This is a genomic window from Marinimicrobium agarilyticum DSM 16975, from assembly GCF_000423345.1.
In the GTDB taxonomy this organism is placed as follows: domain Bacteria; phylum Pseudomonadota; class Gammaproteobacteria; order Pseudomonadales; family Cellvibrionaceae; genus Marinimicrobium; species Marinimicrobium agarilyticum.
On the sequence record NZ_AUHU01000013.1, the window covers coordinates 14739 to 33545 of the forward strand.

The 18807-nt window shown below is 58.4% G+C and carries 12 protein-coding genes and 2 tRNA genes; 10 read left to right on the top strand and 4 right to left on the bottom strand.

Translation table 11 applies throughout. The features are described from left to right. The first annotated feature begins 198 nt into the window (after positions 1-198). The 7 genes from G547_RS21425 to pth all read left to right on the top strand — a co-directional run bounded on the left by G547_RS21425 (position 199) and on the right by pth (position 6126). Positions 199-1965 (top strand): tetratricopeptide repeat protein, encoded by a 1767-nt coding sequence (locus G547_RS21425; protein WP_051235435.1) that lies wholly within the window; start codon positions 199-201, stop codon positions 1963-1965. Beyond that, positions 1962-2585: a lipoprotein insertase outer membrane protein LolB gene (gene lolB / locus G547_RS21430; RefSeq protein ID WP_036188596.1), complete on the top strand. Its 624-nt coding sequence runs from the start codon at positions 1962-1964 to the stop codon at positions 2583-2585. Before G547_RS21425 ends, lolB begins: the two co-directional genes overlap by 4 nt. Next, on the top strand, positions 2582-3433 hold the full coding sequence (gene ispE / locus G547_RS0113125; protein ID WP_027330250.1) for a 4-(cytidine 5'-diphospho)-2-C-methyl-D-erythritol kinase: 852 nt from the start codon (positions 2582-2584) through the stop codon (positions 3431-3433). Before lolB ends, ispE begins: the two co-directional genes overlap by 4 nt. A 46-nt stretch (positions 3434-3479) precedes the next feature. After that, positions 3480-3554: transfer RNA gene (locus tag G547_RS0113130), tRNA-Gln, on the top strand. Positions 3555-3760: 206 nt separating this feature from the next. Next, entirely contained in the window at positions 3761-4690 is a 930-nt protein-coding gene (locus G547_RS0113135; RefSeq protein ID WP_036188599.1) for a ribose-phosphate pyrophosphokinase, read from the top strand. 108 nt (positions 4691-4798) lie between these two features. Beyond that, complete coding sequence (locus G547_RS0113140; protein WP_211224560.1) at positions 4799-5446, top strand: 50S ribosomal protein L25/general stress protein Ctc; 648 nt, start codon at positions 4799-4801, stop codon at positions 5444-5446. Positions 5447-5541: 95 nt separating this feature from the next. Then, entirely contained in the window at positions 5542-6126 is a 585-nt protein-coding gene (gene pth, locus G547_RS0113145) for an aminoacyl-tRNA hydrolase (RefSeq protein WP_027330253.1), read from the top strand. Positions 6127-6295: 169 nt separating this feature from the next. Here the strand turns inward: pth and G547_RS21435 are convergent, their stop codons facing one another. Then, positions 6296-8635 (bottom strand): GH32 C-terminal domain-containing protein, encoded by a 2340-nt coding sequence (locus tag G547_RS21435; protein ID WP_051235437.1) that lies wholly within the window; start codon positions 8633-8635, stop codon positions 6296-6298. A gap of 80 nt (positions 8636-8715) precedes the next feature. Continuing rightward, entirely contained in the window at positions 8716-11259 is a 2544-nt protein-coding gene (locus G547_RS21440) for a hypothetical protein (protein ID WP_157209877.1), read from the bottom strand. Between the two features lie 379 nt (positions 11260-11638). On the opposite strand from G547_RS21440, the gene ychF reads away from it, so the two are divergent. The 3 genes from ychF (at position 11639) to hpf (ending at position 13419) form a co-directional block, all read left to right on the top strand. After that, entirely contained in the window at positions 11639-12730 is a 1092-nt protein-coding gene (gene ychF / locus G547_RS0113160; protein WP_027330255.1) for a redox-regulated ATPase YchF, read from the top strand. Between the two features lie 73 nt (positions 12731-12803). Beyond that, a tRNA-Met gene (locus G547_RS0113165) sits at positions 12804-12880 on the top strand. Positions 12881-13083: 203 nt separating this feature from the next. Next, on the top strand, positions 13084-13419 hold the full coding sequence (gene hpf / locus G547_RS0113170; RefSeq protein ID WP_027330256.1) for a ribosome hibernation-promoting factor, HPF/YfiA family: 336 nt from the start codon (positions 13084-13086) through the stop codon (positions 13417-13419). Positions 13420-13626: 207 nt separating this feature from the next. Here hpf and G547_RS0113175 read toward each other — a convergent pair whose 3' ends face one another. Together G547_RS0113175 and G547_RS0113180 are read right to left on the bottom strand one after the other, a co-directional pair. Next, positions 13627-15348: a RagB/SusD family nutrient uptake outer membrane protein gene (locus G547_RS0113175; RefSeq protein ID WP_027330257.1), complete on the bottom strand. Its 1722-nt coding sequence runs from the start codon at positions 15346-15348 to the stop codon at positions 13627-13629. Between the two features lie 48 nt (positions 15349-15396). Further along, entirely contained in the window at positions 15397-18321 is a 2925-nt protein-coding gene (locus G547_RS0113180; RefSeq protein ID WP_084646009.1) for a SusC/RagA family TonB-linked outer membrane protein, read from the bottom strand. Positions 18322-18807 lie beyond the last annotated feature (486 nt).

Sequence of the window (18807 nt, forward strand, 5' to 3'; positions counted from 1 at the left end):
ACGCCATTGTCCGGCCCCAGAGGGCCGGGCGCAAGGGGCGGCTGGGGAAACCTGCCTCCGCCCATGATGTTGCCCCGTGGGGATCAGGGGAATTATGGCCCCGATCGCCCGTCGAAGCCAGTACAGGACAGGCGCGACTGGCGATCCCCGCTCGCTGTGTTTATGATGCCCCTGTATCCAAAGAAGCGATGAGACCCTATGAAGCTTAGCGTACCGTTTGCGACCGCTCTGACCGCTTGCGCCCTGATGATCGGTTGCGCCCAACAGGGCCCGGAGCCCGACCAGGACCCGAGCACCTCGGATTCTGCCCCGGACGAGGCAAACACCTCCGAAGGCCGCCCATCCGATGCAAAGGCCCCTGCCGAGGTCGCTCACACCCGACCGTTCAGCCGGGACACACTGTATGCCCTGCTGGCCGCGGAAATTGCGGGCAGCCGACAGCAATTTGATATCGCGCTGTCGAACTACATACAGCAGGCGCATGAAACCCGGGACCCGCAGGTAGCCGCCCGCGCGACCCACATCGCCCGCTTTCTCTCTGCCGAGAATGCCGTGCTGGATGCCGCCCTGCTATGGGTGGAGGTCGCCCCCGAGGATACCGAGGCCCAGCTGAACGCCGCACTGGCCCTGGTGCGCACCGGGCGCCTGCAGGAGGCCTTCGAGCTCTCCCGTCGGCTGCAGGAAAAAGGGGAACACACGCTGTTTCAGAACATTGCAGCCAGCGCTGCCGACTCGACGGACACCCAGCGTGAGCAGTTGATCGACGGCTACCGGGCCCTGCTGGAACGGTACCCCGAACACAAGGAACTTTTGGTGGGCACCGGCCTGCTGATGCAACAGCAAGGCGACCTGGAACCCGCGCTGACTTACGCCGAACGCGCCCTGACTCACCACCCGGACGACGCCGCTGCCACCATTTTAAAAGCGACCCTGCTCAACCAGATGGATCGCAGCGATGAAGCCTTGCAAGCCATCGTCTCCGCCCTGGAAGAGAACCCGGAAAGCATCCGCCTCAGGCTTCAATACGCGCGCCTGCTCACTCAGCACGACCTGGCGCTGGCCCAGGAGCAGTTTGAAGTGCTGGTGCAACAGGAGCCAAACGACCCTGACTTGCGTCTGTCACTGGGTATCGTCGCGCTTGAGCGGGGCGATAGCGACACCGCCCGGGAAAACTTCGAAGCACTGCTGGACAGGGGCGAACACATGTCCACCGCCAACTATTACCTGGGCCAGCTCGCCGAAACGCAAGGCCGCGACGAGGAGGCTCTGCTCTATTACCTTCAGGTCGAGCCCGGCAGTGACTTCCTGCAGGCAACCCTGAACATCCTGGACATTTTCCTGGAGCGCGGCGAGATCGAGGCCGCCAACGACCATATGAACCGGCTGCGGACCCGCTTCCCGGATCGGGCCGCCGACCTCTACCTGCTCCAGGCACGCACCCTGATGCAGCACGGCCACGACCAGGCCGCCGAACACACGCTGGGAATTGCGCTGGAGTCTCACCCCACACACAGTGACCTGCGCTACACCCGCGGCATGCTCTACGCCGAGCAGGGGCGGGTCGAGGCCATGGAGCGGGACCTGCGCGAACTGCTCAAGTACGACCCGCAGAACGCCAACGCCCTGAACGCTCTCGGCTACACCCTGGCGGACCAGACCAACCGGTACGAGGAGGCGCTCGACCTGATTGAGCAGGCCCTGGCGATTGAGCCGGAGGAGCCAGCCATCCTCGACAGCATGGGTTGGGTGCTTTACAAAATGGGCCGACTGGAAGAGGCCCTGCCCTACCTGGAAGAAGCCATGGCCGCCTACCCGGACCAGGAAATCGCTGCCCACCTGGGCGAGGTCCTGTGGAAACTGGGCGAGCGCGAGCGGGCCCGCGACGTATGGCAACAGGGCCTGGACAATGACCCACAGAGCGAACTGATTCCGGCCACCAAAGAGCGTTTACAGGTGACTGAATGAGGCACTGGAGACTCCTGCTCGGCGCCGCCATTGTTGCGCTGGCGGCGGGCTGCGCCCAACAACCCTCTATAGAACCGGTCGAGAACTGGGACGCCCATCGCGCGGCGGCCAGCGCGTTACACAGTTGGACCCTGAGCGGCAAACTGGGCGTACGTGTTCCCGATGACAGCGGCAGCGCCCGTTTGCGCTGGAAACAGCAGCAGGAAGAGTACCGTATCGACCTGAGCGGCCCTTTCGGCCAGGGCCGGGTTATTATTGATACCACCGAGAGCGGCGTGCGCCTGCGCCAGGGCGGCGAGCCACCGCTCGAAGCCAGCAGCGCCGAAGACCTGCTCTGGCAGGCCACGGGCTGGCGCCTGCCGGTGGAAGACCTGACCTACTGGGTTCGCGGCATTCCCGCCCCCGGCAGTGACCATGTCATTGCCGCCCGGACGGAAAACGGGCTGGTGCGGCAACTCGAGCAAAGCGGTTGGACGCTGCATTACGAAGAATACCAGCGCGTCGAGCAGACCACCCGCCGGGGTCTGCGAACGCTCCCCCTGCCGGGGCGCATCGTGGCAGAGCGAGGCGACACTCGCTTAACGCTGATTGTTTACGACTGGTCCTTGCCGAATTCATGAACGACGCACTCACCCTGCTGGCCCCCGCCAAGCTGAACCTCTGCCTCCATATCCTGGGGCGTCGGGCGGACGGTTACCATGAGCTACAGACAGCGTTTCAGCTTCTGGACTACGGCGACCAGCTCACCTTTACCCCTCTGAAAGATGAACAGCTGCTACTGACGCCGGAGATCCCCTCCCTGCCCCGGGAGCAAAACCTGATCTGGCGCGCGGCGCAACTCCTCAAACCGTTCGCACGAAACCGCACCGGCGTGCACATCCACCTGGAAAAGCGCCTGCCCATGGGCGGCGGCCTGGGTGGTGGCAGCAGCGACGCGGCCACCACGCTGCTGGCACTCAACCGGCTCTGGGAGTGCGGCCTTACCAATGAACAGCTGCAGCCGCTCGGCCTCCAACTGGGGGCGGATGTACCGGTGTTTGTGGGCGGGCGCAGCGCCTGGGCCGAGGGTATCGGGGAGCGCCTGAGCCCCCTGCCACTGCCCGAGCGGTGGTACCTGGTACTCACCCCAAAGACCCCGGTTTCCACCGCCGAGGTTTTTTGTCACAAAGATTTGACAAGAGGCACAGCGCCCATTACAGTAGCGGCCTTTCTTGAGCGGGGCGGCAAAAACGACTGCCAACCACTGGTCAGGAGGATTTATCCCGAAGTGGATAAATCGCTGATTTGGTTGGAAAAATTTGCCAGCAACGCTACAATGTCCGGCACTGGCGCCAGCGTCTTCGCACGTTTTGAAAGCGAAGCCGAAGCGCAACGAGGATTGAGCCGAACGCCCAAACACTGGCCCGCTTTTGTGGCCAAAGGCGTCAACCAATCCCCGGTGTGCCAACAGTTGTCTGAGTACAGCTGACTGGGCATTGAAAGCGGTTTTAACAATCGCTGAAAACGACTACTACTGGGGCGTAGCCAAGCGGTAAGGCAGCGGGTTTTGATCCCGTCATGCGTAGGTTCGAATCCTACCGCCCCAGCCATTTTCGTTAACGCGCCGCTGCCTCAGCGGCGCTGTTCGTTTTGGGTTGAGCCTCTCCCATGAGTTAGTTTCTCGCGGATCGGATAATGGCATTAGCGCCCCTGTTTTCGGTCGGCGCGATCTCCCCGCCCCTTCCGTCCCGGTTTGCGCACTACCCACAACACAAGCAAGACCGCAAACAAGAAGGTACCGAACGTGACTGAGTTAATGGTATTCACCGGCAACGCCAACCCGGACCTATCCCACAAAATTGTGGAATGCCTGGGTATGGATCTTGGAGACGTCGCGGTCTCTCAATTCTCCGACGGTGAAATTGCCGTGGAGCTGAATACCAACGTTCGAGGACGCGACGTGTTCGTGGTCCAACCCACCTGCGCCCCCACCAACCGAAACATCATGGAGCTGATGATCATGGTGGACGCCTTGCGACGGGCTTCCGCCGGGCGAATTACCGCCGTGGTACCCTATTTCGGTTACGCCCGCCAGGACCGCCGCGTGCGCTCCGCCCGGGTGCCGATTACCGCCAAGGTGGTGGCGGACATGATGGTAGGCGTGGGCATTGACCGCCTGTTGACCGTTGACCTTCACGCCGAACAGATTCAGGGCTTTTTCGATGTGCCCGTGGACAACGTCTACGGCTCCCCCGTCCTGCTGGAAGATGTCGAAAAGCAGAACTTCAGTGACCTGATCGTGGTCTCTCCCGATATCGGTGGCGTGGTTCGCGCCCGCGCCGTGGCCAAGCAACTGAGTGTGGACCTGGCGATTATCGACAAACGCCGGCCCAACCCGAACGTGGCCGAAGTGATGAATATTATCGGTGAGGTAAACGGGCGTACCTGCCTGTTGGTGGACGACATGGTCGATACCGCCGGCACCCTGTGCAACGCCGCCAAAGCACTGAAAGCCCACGGCGCCAAGAAAGTCATCGCCTACTGTACTCACCCGGTACTGTCGGGCAACGCCGTTGAAAACATTGAAAACTCGGAGCTGGATGAGCTGGTCGTGACCGACTCCATCCCTCTGAGCGATGCCAGTAAAAATTGCTCACGCATCCGTACCCTGACCCTGTCACGCATGTTGGCCGAAGCTGTGCGCCGCTTGAGCAATGAAGAATCCCTGAGTGCCATGTTCCGCTAAGCGGAACGCGCACTCGGTTAGCCGCCGTCCGGCTTGACCGGTCGGCTTTTGAAACCCCGCTAATGGTTCTGGTCGCGGACATTAGTGGAAAACATTCGAGGACTTATCATGTCTGAAGAGTTTAAGTTGAACGCCGAAGCCCGAGAAGACCTGGGGAAAGGTGCGAGCCGCCGCCTGCGTCGTCTCGAGGGCAAAGTACCCGCCATCGTGTACGGCGGAAAAAAGAAGCCCGCCACCATCATGCTCAGTCAGAAAGAACTGACCAAGCAGTTGGAAAACGAAGCTTTCTTCTCTCACATTATCGAGCTGAGCATTGATGGCAAAGCCGAAAACGTGATTTTGAAAGATCTGCAACGTGATCCCGCTCGCGGCTTCACCAAGCACGCTGACTTCCAGCGCGTTTCCAAGACCACCAAACTGCACACCAGCATCCCGCTGCACTTCCTCAATGAGGAAACCGCCAAGGGTGTTAAAATGCAGGGCGGTAAAATCGTCCATAACATGGTTCAGTTGGAAGTTACCTGCTTGCCGGCCGACCTGCCCGAATACATCGAAGTGGACGTGGCCGATCTGGAGCTGGGCAGCAGCCTGCACATCTCCGACCTGAAGCTGCCCAAAGGCGTTGAATCCGTGGAACTGAGCCACGGTTCGGACCACGACCAGCCGGTTGTGTCCATCAACAAGCCGCGCGGCATGGCTTCTGATGAAGCCGGAGACGAAGGCGGTGAAGAAGAAGGTGGCGAAGAGGAGAAGTAAGCCTCTCCCGCCCGAAAACACACCCCGACGGGCCCTGCCCTCGGGGTGTTTTTCTATCTACATCCGGGGTTTCTTTCTAGATAAGGTATCGAGCCATGGACACTCCCCTGCAGCTGATCGTCGGCCTGGGTAACCCGGGCGCAGAATACGATCGCACCCGGCACAACGCCGGTGCCGACTTTGTCACCGAACTGGCCTGGCGCCAGGGCGTGACGCTTTCCCCTGAAAGCAAATTCCACGGCCTGACCGGCCGAATCAACCTCGGTGGTCAAGACCTGCGGCTACTGATCCCGACCACGTTCATGAACCGCAGTGGCCAGTCCATCGGTGCCATGGCGCAGTTTTTCAAGATTCCGCCGGAAGCGATTCTGGTCGCTCACGACGAGCTGGACCTGCCCCCCGGCACCGCCCGCCTGAAGCACAGCGGCGGCCACGGCGGCCACAACGGCCTGCGGGACACCATCAAAGCGCTGGGCAACAACAAGGACTTCAACCGCTTGCGCCTGGGTATTGGCCACCCCGGTTCCGCTTCACAAGTGGTGGGCTATGTGCTCAAGAAAGCCCCCACCAGCGAACAGCAGATGCTTCTGGATGCCATTGATCGCGCCATCGAGGTGCTGCCGCTGGCCGCCAGCGGCGATTGGGTCAAGGCAATGAATCAGCTTCATACTAAAGCCTAAGCGATCTCAAAAACGTGGAGCGCGAATCCTTACGAGCCGCGCTCGACGTACCTCTCTCGCCTCAGGTCGGGCGGATCGGTGCGACGCTTTGGAGCCAAAGGCGCATCCGCCACTCTCACCGGCCGGTGTCGGCACCCCGCTTGAGAGAAGTACCAACAAACAACCGCGTTCAGGGTTGTCGCAAGGTCCAGGCTTCCGCGCTGACAAATTCCGTGTCACCACCGCTGGAAAACAGATAGACGTGATCACTGTCTTCCCGGGTCGGATAGATTCGAAAGGAAAAGGCGGCACTGTCATTGATAAAGACATCCACCACGGAGCCGTCCACAAAAACATGGAAGGTCCGGGGCTTGCCAAAGGCCGCCTCATCGTAGGCTTCGCGGTAGACTTTTTTGTCTTCCACTTCGCCGGACAGGCTGGATTTGAACTTGTTGAGTACGATCTCCTGTCGCTCGGCATCGTAGGACAGGCGGGTGACCTCTTCCTGGTCGGGAGAGGCTGCCAGTAACAAACCGTACTCACTGCCGGTGACGTTCGGGTTTACCTCGACACGCACCTCAAGCTGCCGTCCCTCAATGCCCGGGTCAAACTCGCTGCTAACGGTTCCCGGCACCACGCTGATGTGCGACTCCGGGTCGCGCAGGGTCTCCAGCGCCGCGATCGGTGACTGCCCCAGGGTTTCACCGTCATCCATCAAGCGCCATTCCCGGGGAAAGCTGAAGGTATGCGTCCAGCCGGCATCGAGCTGCGCCTGAGACGAGCGCCGCTCATCCACAATGCCGATACCCACCAGCTTGCCCTCGGCGTTGCGGGCCACGGTGGGGGACAGGTGGCCGGCAATCACGTCCAGGTTTTTCGGTGTCAGGTAGTCCGGGGTGAAGCGACCATTTCCCCAGGTGCCGGTCCAGTAGACGGCTCGTGTGGGTTTGTCCTCATCGTATTTGCCCACTTCCCCGCCAATGGGGTTGACCACCAGTATGTGCTTGCCGTTGCCCAGGTCTTCAAACACCGGCATTTCCCAAATGGCTGAGTTGATGTCCATTTGCGAATAGGAGGGCACGGTGAAATTGGAACGGCGTGTCCAGTTGTACAGGTCGGTAGAGGTGTAGTAATCCAGACCACCGCCGCCATTGACGCGGGCGCCAATGATCATGTGCCAGGTATCACCCTCTTTCCAGAGATACGGGTCGCGGAAGTCTTCGACATTATCGGAGTCAATAATCGGCCCCTGCTTTTCCCAATCACGCAGGTTGGGATGATCACTGGTGGCCAACGCGATCCCGGGGTTATACGGGCCGGAGTGATTAACATTGGTGTAAAACGCATAGGCCACCCCATTCTCATACACCACGTCCCCGGACCAGATGCCTTTCATATCGTAGCCCTTGGTGTCCGACAGTTCGAGCGTGGGCCAGAGGGCATCCTCTTCGTGCTTCCACTGCACAAGGTCATCAGCATAGGTGTGCCCCCAGTGCATCTGGGTTTTATAGGGGCCATTGGGCGTACGCTGGTAGAACATGTGATAGCGCCCGTCGACACTAACCAGCCCGTGCGGCTCGTTAGTCCAGTTGGCCGGCGGCATGGCGTGAAAGTGCGGGCGCTGCAAATCCCCGGCGAAGCGGCTGTCCGGAACAATCAGTGAATCGTCGTGAGCATAGCCATCGGTCTGATCGACATTCTCGGCGAGACTGTCGTCGATCAACGCCTGGGTGCGCGCCCCCGGATACACACGCGTGTTATCGAACGCGGCATTCAGGGCGTTGACCAGGAAGATACCGAGGTACTTGTCGTTGTAGCTTTTGCCGATCAGCAAGTCACCACCGGCGTAGCTGATCTGACTGTCGTCGGCAATGGTTTCACTCGCCACCGCCTCGCCGTTCAGATACAGGGAGACGGTTTCGTTGGGTGTATCCACCACGGCGGCAATGTGCGCCCACTCGTACAGCGGAAATTCATCCGGCGCCTCCAGCGTCAAGGGCTCGCCATCGATGTAAACCGTAAAGCCCCACTGGCCGAAGGTATTAATATCCAGCGAAAAGCCCGCCAGGGAATTGCGCTGGCTGACAAACGCCGAGGGCGTCAGGTCCGCATGCGGGACTTCCGCATCGGAGGGGTAGCTCTCCAGGGCCACCCAGGTTTCCACGGTCAGGGTTTTGTTGGATACCGGATCCAGATCCGCCGTTACCCAGGTGGAATAGCCGTCGGTGCGCAACGCGGAGCCCTCAATGCCGGGTACCAGTTCGGGCGCGTCAAACGCATTCTCGATCGGAAAGCTGCCAGAACCGGCCTCGTTGGCCACCCGGGTGTTTTCCACCAACGCGTTGTAATCCAGATGTATCAGGGCAGCGTCTTCGGGTGCCGGTACTTCATCGGCGGGCGGATTGTTGTCGCCGTCATCATCGGGCGTGCCGCCACCGCCTCCGGTGGAACCACCACCCCCGCCGCAGCTACTCAGGGCGATCAGCAGGGCCAGGCTGCTCAGGCGATAAGCATTTTTTTCAAACAACATCGGAATGACCTCATCATTGTCTCGTGCAGACGGGCCCCGGCCTTCCGGCCGGGGCCCAAGGGTTGCTTCCGTTCAACCGATCAGGGGGTAAACACCGCCCCACTGGTCATGTGCACATGGTCGAAGCTGACGAAACCGCAGCCGCCCGCTTCCTGGTCGTAAATTTCCACTTTCACATCGGAACCGGCGTAGGTGGACAGGTCGATTTCCACCCAATCATCATCACCATCAATGTAAGACGGCCCGCAGCTATTGGGCATGTAATTTTCCAACTCGCTGTCGTCCGTGGCGGAGAGGACCCGCAGCCCCACCGGCGCGGTGCCATTACCGCCGGCCATCATGAACGCCAGGATCGGCTTGTCTGCGCTGACGGTAAACGTCGGAGAGGTCAGAGTGCCCGTAGGTGCATCACAACCGGAGGCGTTGTTGTTGATCTCACAGGTGCTGACCGCGCCCACGCCGATGTGAGCAGCCACGTCGATTTCATCGCGCGTGGTGCCCTGCCAGGCCTGACCGTCCGCCGGACTGGCGAAGGAGCCGGACGCCACCCAGCCGGCATCCAGCATGGCCTGGGCATCATCAAAGCGAGCAATAACGGTGTCATTGGAGTCGGCATAGGGCAATGAAGCGTGGAAACCGATGGACTGCATCTGGGTATCGTTCAGGAAGATGGCACCGCCGTTGATCATGTCGGCCGGCAGGGCTCCGTCAGTGGACGCTGGATCACGATCCGTCTGATAGAGGTGGTCGAAGCTCACAAAACCACAACCGCCCGGCTCCTCGTCGTACAACTGGTAGTACACCTTGGCGCCCTCGATCGCGGACTGCTCGATAAAGGTCCAGTCGTCGTTGCCGTCGATGTACGACGGACCACAGGTGGCCGGGGCGTAATTGATCAGCTCGTTGCCGATGGAGTCCAACACTCGCAGACCGACCGGCACCTCTCCGTTGCCGCCCGCCATCAGGAAGTAGAGGTAGGGGTCGATGATGGTGGTCAGCGGCGAGGTGAGCGAGCCCATGGGAGCGTCACAACCGGAGGCGTTGTTGTTCAGCTCGCAAGTGCTGATGGCATTGACGCCAACCCGCGCAGCCGCGTCCACGGCCGTGGTGCCGGCCCAGGATGTGCTGTCGGCGGGGCTGGAGAAATCGCCACTGGCGGTCCAGCCGGCCTCCAACATTGCTTGAGGGTCATCAAAGTTAGCTACGACGGCGCCTTCGTCAAAGGCATCGGCGGCTACGTCGACATTCTTGCTCTGGAACTCTTCGGGGATGGTGGCTGTTGCCGCAACCGTCGGGGTCACGGTGCCACCCTCTTCACCCTCAAAACTGGTCGTGCCGCTCTGGTAGGCGTGATCCACGGCAATAAAGCCACAGGCTTCTGTGGAGTCATCCACGATCTGCAGCTTGACGTTCTGACCTTGAATGGCGCTAACATCAATCTGGTACCAGTTGCCATCCCCGCTGACGTAGGTCGGATCGCAGGTTTGCGGTGTGACGCTGGCGAGCACTTCGTTGGTACCGGAGCGCAACAGGTTGATGGTGACGTCCTGATTGTCCGCGGAACCGCCCGCGGCCAGGAAGCGGATGTAGTCATTGTTGACCGTGAAGTCCGCCGAGGTAATGGTGCCGGTTTGAGCCTCGCAAGCCACATCGCCGGTCGCACAACTGGAGAAGCCGCGCGCGCCGATACGGGCCGCGTTCAGATTGGCGGAGTTACCCTGCCAGGCTTCTTCGGTGGCAGGCGCCTCGAAGTCACCGGTGGCGGTCCAGCCCTCGCCGTTGTCCTCGACGCTGGCGGTCATTTTGAGGGCGTTGTCGAAACGGGAAATCACATTGTCCGACGCATCCTCCGGCAGGGTTACACGGAAAGGCTCCAGCGGGACCAGGGCCGAGGCGGCCTGGGAGCCCACGGCCATGCCGCTCAGGTAGAAGTGGTCGAAACTGACAAAGCCGCAGCCACCCTCCTCGTTATCGAACAGGTACAGCTGCACATCCTCGCCCTGCAGGGCACTGACATCGAAGTGGAACCAGTCCTCGTCGTCGGTAATGTAAGCCTTGCCACAGGAGTTGGGCTGAAAGGCGGCAAGCACGGTCTCGGTACCGGCGAGGCGGATCTCCGCGCCCACGTCCGTGGCGCCACCGGTCATCAGGAAGTTGAGGTAATCAGAGTTAACAGTAAACGCTGGCGTCAGAATCGAGCCGGTATTGGAGTCACAGTCGTTATCGCCGATCTCGCAGGTGCTGACGGCGGCAGTGCCCACACGAGCGGCTTCTTCGTTCGTCGTCACACCACGCCAGTCACTCACTTCGTCGAATACGCCTGTGAGTGTCCAGCCACTGCCGGAGGCCTGTAGTGAGGCTACATCTTCAAAGTCGGCAATGATGTTTTCCGGGACAAACAAAGCGGGATCATCGTTGGTCAGGTTCACCAGCACGTCGCTGGAGGGTTCCTCACCGGGGTTATCAGGGTCCGGTTGCTCCGGTTCCGGTTCACCGATGACGACATCGAGGTTTTTACCGGGCAGGTTATCACCCACTTCGCCGTCCGATCCGCCGCAGGCGGTCAACACCAGACAACTCACTGCCACCGGAAACAACCCGGTCAAAGACTTGAAGTTATTCATCATTATATTCCTCTAGGCTTTTATTCTTTATCAAACACCCAAGCTGAACGCGTCACGAGACAGAAAAGAGCGACCCCTCAGCCTTTCAACTAACTTACATCACTCTCAGTTAAATATCAATTACTTAATATACGTCATATATAATCTATAATTTCCTTTATTATCAGCAAGTTAATCTTACAGTTGTCGACTTAACGGAAAATCACAAAAACTTATTCAACTATTGTTAATAATTAAGTTGGCGTAGCGTCGGCTGCGCGTAACCCTGCAGAGCGCGAACACGAACGGACTACAACCACCCGCCCGGCGTCTGTATAATTGCTCGCCCATTCACGATCAGCGGGCGCGGGACGTCCGAACACTCAACCTGGGGAATATCATGGGTTTTAACTGCGGCATCGTTGGCTTGCCCAACGTGGGTAAGTCCACACTGTTCAACGCACTGACCAAAGCGGGAATCGGCGCTGAAAACTTTCCCTTCTGCACCATTGAGCCCAACGCGGGCGTGGTCATGGTGCCGGACCCCCGGCTCGACAAGCTCGCCGAGATCGTCAAACCGGAGAAGGTCATCCCCACCACCATGGAGTTTGTGGACATCGCCGGCCTGGTGGCGGGCGCCTCCAAGGGCGAGGGGCTGGGCAACAAATTCCTGGCCAACATTCGTGAAACTGACGCCATCGCCCACGTGGTGCGCTGCTTTGAGGACGATAACGTCATCCATGTCGCCAACACCGTGGACCCGGAAGCCGATATCGAGGTCATCAACACCGAACTGGCCCTGGCCGACCTGGAAACTGTGGACAAAGCCCTGCTGCGCTACACCAAGTCCGCCAAAGGGGGCGACAAGCACGCCATCGCCATGAAAGCCCTGCTGGAGAAGATTCAGCCTCACCTGGACGAAGCCAAGCCCCTGCGCTCTTTCGGCCTGTCAGAGGACGAACAGAGCCTGCTGCGGGAGCTCACCCTGCTGACAGTGAAACCCACCATGTACATCGCCAACGTCTCGGAAGACGGGTTCGAGAACAACCCTTACCTTGACAAAGTGCACGCGATCGCCAAGGAAGAGAACGCCATCGTGGTGCCTATCTGCAACAAGATGGAGGCGGAAATCGCGGAGCTGGAGGACGACGAGAAGGCCGAGTTCCTCGAAGAGATGGGCATGGAAGAGGCCGGCCTGGACCGGGTCATCCGTGCTGGCTACGAGCTGCTGGGCTTGCACACCTACTTTACCGCCGGGGTCAAGGAGGTGCGGGCCTGGACCATACCCGTCGGCGCCACCGCCCCCCAGGCAGCGGGCAAGATCCACACCGACTTCGAGAAAGGCTTCATTCGCGCCGAAGTCGTGGGCTACGATGACTACGTCAGCCACAAGGGCGAACAGGGCGCCAAAGATGCCGGCAAATGGCGTCTGGAGGGCAAGGAATACACCGTTCGCGACGGCGATGTGGTGCACTTCCGCTTCAACGTCTGACGCAATATTAAATTGGCCACGAAAGGCTTGACTTTAAAGGGGCAGATAGGGAAAATACGCGCCCTAAACAAGTGGCTAGGTAGCTCAGCTGGTTAGAGCACAGCATTCATAATGCTGGGGTCGGCGGTTCAAGTCCGCCCCTAGCTACCACTTTCCAAAAACCCGCGCCCCGGCGCGGGTTTTTTATGGCACCCGCCTTGACTTTCTCCCCAGCCGGACGCATGTTCTTAAACAGGTGGGGACAAAAATTCCGGCGCCCGATACTCCCGGCCCGGATCACCTGCCCCACCCGGCGAGGCCGGCCAATCCAGCTGCCGGCCCATTTCCAACAGGAAGAGGTATTGGGAGCAACTATGAATATACAATTGTCCGGACACCACCTGGATATCACCGATGGCATTCGCGAAGCCGTCGATCAGCGTTTCAACAAAATTCAAAAACACTACCCGGACATCGGGGACCTTTCCATGGCACTGACCGTCGAACGCCACGTTCAGGCAGTGGAGGTCACCACCCAGTACAAAGGCGCCACGGTGGCGGCACATGCCGAATCCCAAGACCTGTACGCCGCCATCGGCGATGCCGCTCGCAAGCTGGATGCGGCGCTGGCCAAGCGCAAAGGCAGTACCGGTGGCAACCGACATGACAAGCCGGTCCTCGACACCAGCGAGGAACCGACCGACTCGTAATCTCCTTCCTCCCGGAGGGGGCACGCTTCTCACGGTGCGCCCCCTTTGCCCCTATCAGCATTAGCCAAAAAAAAGGCGCTGCCTGACGGTCAGCGCCTGCACACCAAATTGTAGCGTCAAGAGACACAAGCCCCGGAGAGCACCGGTTCCCAACAATCCGGTGAGCATTGAGCGCACATCGTCCCTGATCGCGCCTTTTGGGAAAACTCAGTAACCGGGGTTCTGTTCGTACAGGCCACCACTGAGGTTAATCTGTTGTTGCGGGATGGGCATATATTCATGCTTACCCTCGGTAAAAGCCGCATCCTGCAAGTACTCTTTTCGGGTTTCCTCAACCGTGAGGTACTCGTCGATAGTCTCCTTAGCAACCCCCCAGCGAACCAGGTCAAAGAAGCGGTGCCCTTCCAGCCCCAGCTCCAGGCGACGCTCCCAGCGCAGCGCACGACGGGCTTCGGCCTGATCCTCGAAGGCGTCATAGATGCCAATGTTATAGATGCTGTAATTGTCCAACCGGCCCAGGCTGTTCATTGCGCGCGTGCGAATGCGGTTAATGATTGGCAGGGCCTCATCCTCCCGGTTCAACTCGATCAGCGCTTCAGCCTTCCACAACAGCACGTCAGAGTAGCGCACGAGAATGGTGTTTTTGGAAAACACGGTAAAGGGGCCATTTTGCATCCGGCACTCACAATCTGGATGCTCAAGTTCCTTCATGGAGATGAAGTTGCCGTAAGTGGCCGGATTTCGCGCCCAGGCATCACCGTTCTCAATAATCAGGTCTTCGTCGTATTTGAAGGGTTTACCTTCCATTGCCACCGTGTGATCCAACCGAGGATCAACCATGTCGGACTGAGCGTCGTACAGCGAGTCGTTAAAGCCATCAAACATCGGCAACCCGTCTGCGCCAGTTTTAAACGCGTTGACAAAGTTGTCTGTCGGGACATGGAACCCACAGCACCCAAAACCGCCGGACATGGGGGTATTCAGAGCCACCCCCCAGGCGCCACGACCATCCGGGCTGCCATCTTCGCGAGAGCGCTGAATTTCAAACACGGATTCGCGATTATTTTCAAACTCCCACAGGAAGTTTTTGGCAAAGTCATCCACCAAACCATAGTGACCATTGGCTTCAATGTCATCCACCAGGGATACAACCTCTTCCAGATTGTCAGTATTGATTTCAACGACCTGATGGTTCTCATCTTTTACGTACGCTTGATACAACAACGCTTTGGCCAAGTAGGCCCGAGCTGCATCGCGGTCGGCTCGGCCAGCCTGATCCTGATCCTGCGGCAAAGGCAGGTGCTCCACACCAAAGCGGAAATCGGCCGCAATTTTGTCCCACAACTCTTGCGAGGTTAAGTCCACGTTGCTGGTGGCTTCCACCTGCTCCGGCGTCATCGTCTCGTCAATCCAGGGAAGTCGGTTATAGTGAATTTTCAGGTCGAAATAAAACACCCCGCGAATAAACCGTAACTCGGCTTGGCGAGCGGCCTTGTTCGGGTACACCGACTCGTCCACATCATTCATGACCTTGAGTGCGGCGTTCGCCCGGGAAATGCCGGTAAAGTCACGCACCCATTTCTTGTTATTCAGGTCAATAAAGTCTGGCGGGAAAGATTCGCCGTCCGCCACCAGCGGCTCGTACAGGGAGAGGGCATGGTAGGCGAAGATATCCGCCGCCCCATTCCCACCCTTGTGGGCATCACCCGCGCGCAGGTTGCCGGTGGGCCACAGATACATCGGAGCCGTATAGTGGTCGTTGCCCAGATAGGAATACGCCGCCGTGACCAGTGCGTCCAGATTTTCGACGGTTTTTACCTGGTCCTCGCTCAAGGCAGACTTGGGCTCGACTTCCAGTGAGTCGCTGCCGCAGGCGCTGATGGCGAAGGCCATCACGGCGGACAATGCTAATTTATAGGTCTTATTCATACTGTTAACCTCAATTTAATGTGTCTGAATTCGTCTCTACCGCTTCCATTAGAAGGTGAGGTTTACACCCAGGTTGATGCTGCGCGGAATCGGGAAAGTGGCTCCCGGGGTTTCCGGGTCTTGGGCCAAAGTGCCATCCGGCGTGATGGTCAACAGGTTCTGCCCCTGAATGTAGAACCGCCCCGTACTGGCTCCGATCGCGCCCCAGAAGGAATCAGAAGGGGTGTAACCCACGGACAGGTCCCGCAGCTTCAGATAGGAGGCATCCTCCCAGAAGAAGGTAGACGAACGCGCTTCATTGTTGTTATCCACCAATGTCAGCGCAGGAACATTGCTATCCGTATTCTCTGGCGACCAGGCTCCCAGTACACGATCGCCATAATTGGAGCCAGCGTTAAGCGACGTAAAGTCGGTGAAAAAGCGCCAATGGTTGCGAATCTGGCCTCCGTGCACCCCCTGCCAGAACATATTGAAATCCCAGTTCTCATAACCAAGCCTGAAGTTCACGCCGTAGGTGAAGTCTGGATCGGTCGTCGTAAAGTATTTCTGGTCTGCTTCGTTAATTTCGCCATTGCCGTCCAGGTCCCGGTAGCGAATACGACCCGGAGCCGCACCGGCCTGATCCGCGTGAGCTTCTACTTCTTCCTGATTCTGGAACAGGCCATCGGCTACGTAGCCAAACACGGCGTTGATGGATTCACCCAAAATGGTTTTGTCACGGCCATTACCCGGGAAGGAGTTGACCACATCATCGGGCAGGTCAATCACGGTATTTTCAGCGCTGGAGATGTTACCGCTGATTTCATAATCGAAAACGCCCAGGCTCTGAATTTCAAAGTCATTGGCATAGGTCAGCGATAGCTCTACACCGGAGTTCTCAATGGTGCCACCATTCACGATTTTGGAAGCCCCTTCACCCTGAGTCGCCAGAGGCTGGGTACGGGTAAGGATGTCTTCGGTGGTTTTCTCAAACCAGTCCAGCGAACCGCTCAAGGTGCCATCAAACATTTCAAAATCGAGACCGACGTTGGTCTGAACCGAGGTTTCCCACTTCAGGTCGTCGTTACCGATTTGAACCCGGGCAAAGCCAGAGGGAAGATTTCCTGTGTCGGCACCGGCGAGGTCATACGCGGTGCCCTCATCCTGCTGTGTGGTAAAAAGCGTTGTGGTCGCGTAGCGACTTTCATAAATCGTGGAAGTTGCGCGAGTATCAATTTCCTGGTTACCGTTCTCACCCCAGCTGGCGCGCAGCTTCAGCTCGTCGATAAAGTCAACATCAAAGAAAGCCTCATCGGAAATGAACCAGCCTGCGGATACGGCGGGGAAGGTACCATAGCGATGATTTTCACCGAAGCGGGACGAGCCGTCGCGCCGAACAGTGACAGAGGCCAGGTAACGACCCTGGTAATCGTAATCGACTTGGGTGAAGTAGGACAGCATCGTCCAGGCGTCGCCGGAACCGCTGACTTCGGTCCCCTCGGTACCTTGGGACAAAAACGCGTAGTCGCGACTATCGGATGCATAGCCCTGGTTGGCGCCGTTGAAACCTTCCGTCTCAAAATCAACCGTCTCCACGCCACCGAGCACTTTCAGGAAGTGGCCGTTGGCAAAGTCCCAACTGTATTCGGCGGTATTGGTCCACACCAGCGTCTGATTCCAGTTATGGGTCGTTACCAGCTCGTCGTCAAAGTTGAGGTTGCCGGCCTGGAAAGCGCGGGTGTAATCGCGGTAGTAGAACTGGCCGTAGTCCAGACCCACATTGGAGCGAAGAAGCAGATCATCCATCGGGCGGTAATCAATATAGGCGTTACCAACGACCCGATTGTAGGTGTTCTCGTTGTCTTTGTTCATCTCGATCAGACGAACCGGGTTGTCACGATCAGTAATGCCCGGGGCCGGCCCACCCCAGCCTTCGCCGTCCACTGTGTGAACCGGAACAATGGACTGTTGTTCGATCGACAGATTCAGAATACCCTCGGCCAGATCATTGACCTTGTTGGAAACCTGGTTGGTGAATGTGAAGTTCTCACCAATCGTGAGGTCTCCATCCATAAAGTCAAAGCTGGAGTTCACCCGAAACGCCATTCGTTCGAACTGGGATTCGTCCACCACCCCTTCGGCATTGTAGTACCCGAATGACGCATACAGGTTGGAGTCGTCACTGGATTTTCCAGCGGAGATGTGCAGGTCGCTCACCTTAGCGGTGCGGGTGACCTGGTCAAACCAGTTGGTGCTTGCCGGGCGCATGGTCTGAGCGGAATCCAGGTACTCCGGCAACCGAATCTCGTTTAGCGCGGGGCTGTCGTAGTCACCGTTCCAGTCGTAAGTGTATAACGGGCTGGCGTTGTTCGGATCAGTACCATCATTGACCGCCGCCTGGAATACGGCACGGGCCCGCTGCTGGGTATTGAGCGGATTCAGGTCGTAGGAGTAATCCTGAAAGGACTGGTTGTAACGGATATTGACGCCTTCCGCGTCGGACCCTTTCTTGGTGGTGATGACGATCACACCGTTGGCGGCGCGCGCGCCGTAAACACTGCCGGTGGCAGCATCACGCAGCACCTGGATCGACTTTATATCATTCGGATTCAGCTCATGCATGCCTTTGGTGGTCGGCACACCGTCAATTACGTACAGCGGCTCGTTGAAGCCCAGCCCGCCGATACCCTGGCCGCGAATGCGCACTGTCGACGCAGGGTTGGGGTTACCGCTGGTGGTGATCTGGACCCCCGGGAGTCGGCCCTGAAGATTCTGCATGATATTGCCGGAGGGCATGTCCTCCACATCATCGATATCCACTGAATCCACAGCACCCAGCAGCTTGCGCTCCTCTGTAGTGCTGTAGCCGGTCACCACAATCTCTTCCAGCGCCCGCGAGGAAGACTGACTGTCAGGCCCGTCGTCCTGGCCATGGGCCAGTCCGGGCGCAATTGCGCATGAAAGCGCACTGATGGCAAATAGCGATTTGTTCATAGCAACGTTTCCTCTTTCATTCATTATTTTAAGCAGTTCGATTGTGCGTTATCAGAACCGAGACAAAGCCCTCAACAGAGACTTCCGGCCCCCTCTCTCAGCCCCGGACAGAAGCGCCGTGCGGCGCATCGTTTGATGCACCTCATCAACCGTAGAGAAGGTGGAACCCGAGAGCTCAAACGAAAGATGTTTGAAAGGATATCGACGACATAGCCCCAGCCAGCGTTCTCGCCAGGGCTCGCCACAGAGACGTTTACCAATGGGTGTGCACCGGTTAAACGCCGCACTTCGTTTTTGTGTTTCATTATGTCCTCGCCAAGCTGTCGACCAAGCGGCGCTCAATTCTTCCTTTTATATAGCGAAAGCTGATCGAACTGTTATTGGTTATATCTTTTGTTGTCTAAGGTGCGCATCGAAATGTGCTTCACCTTCTAAATTACATAAGGATTTATCCCATTTCAAGCAATTTATTAACTTTGAGTTAAG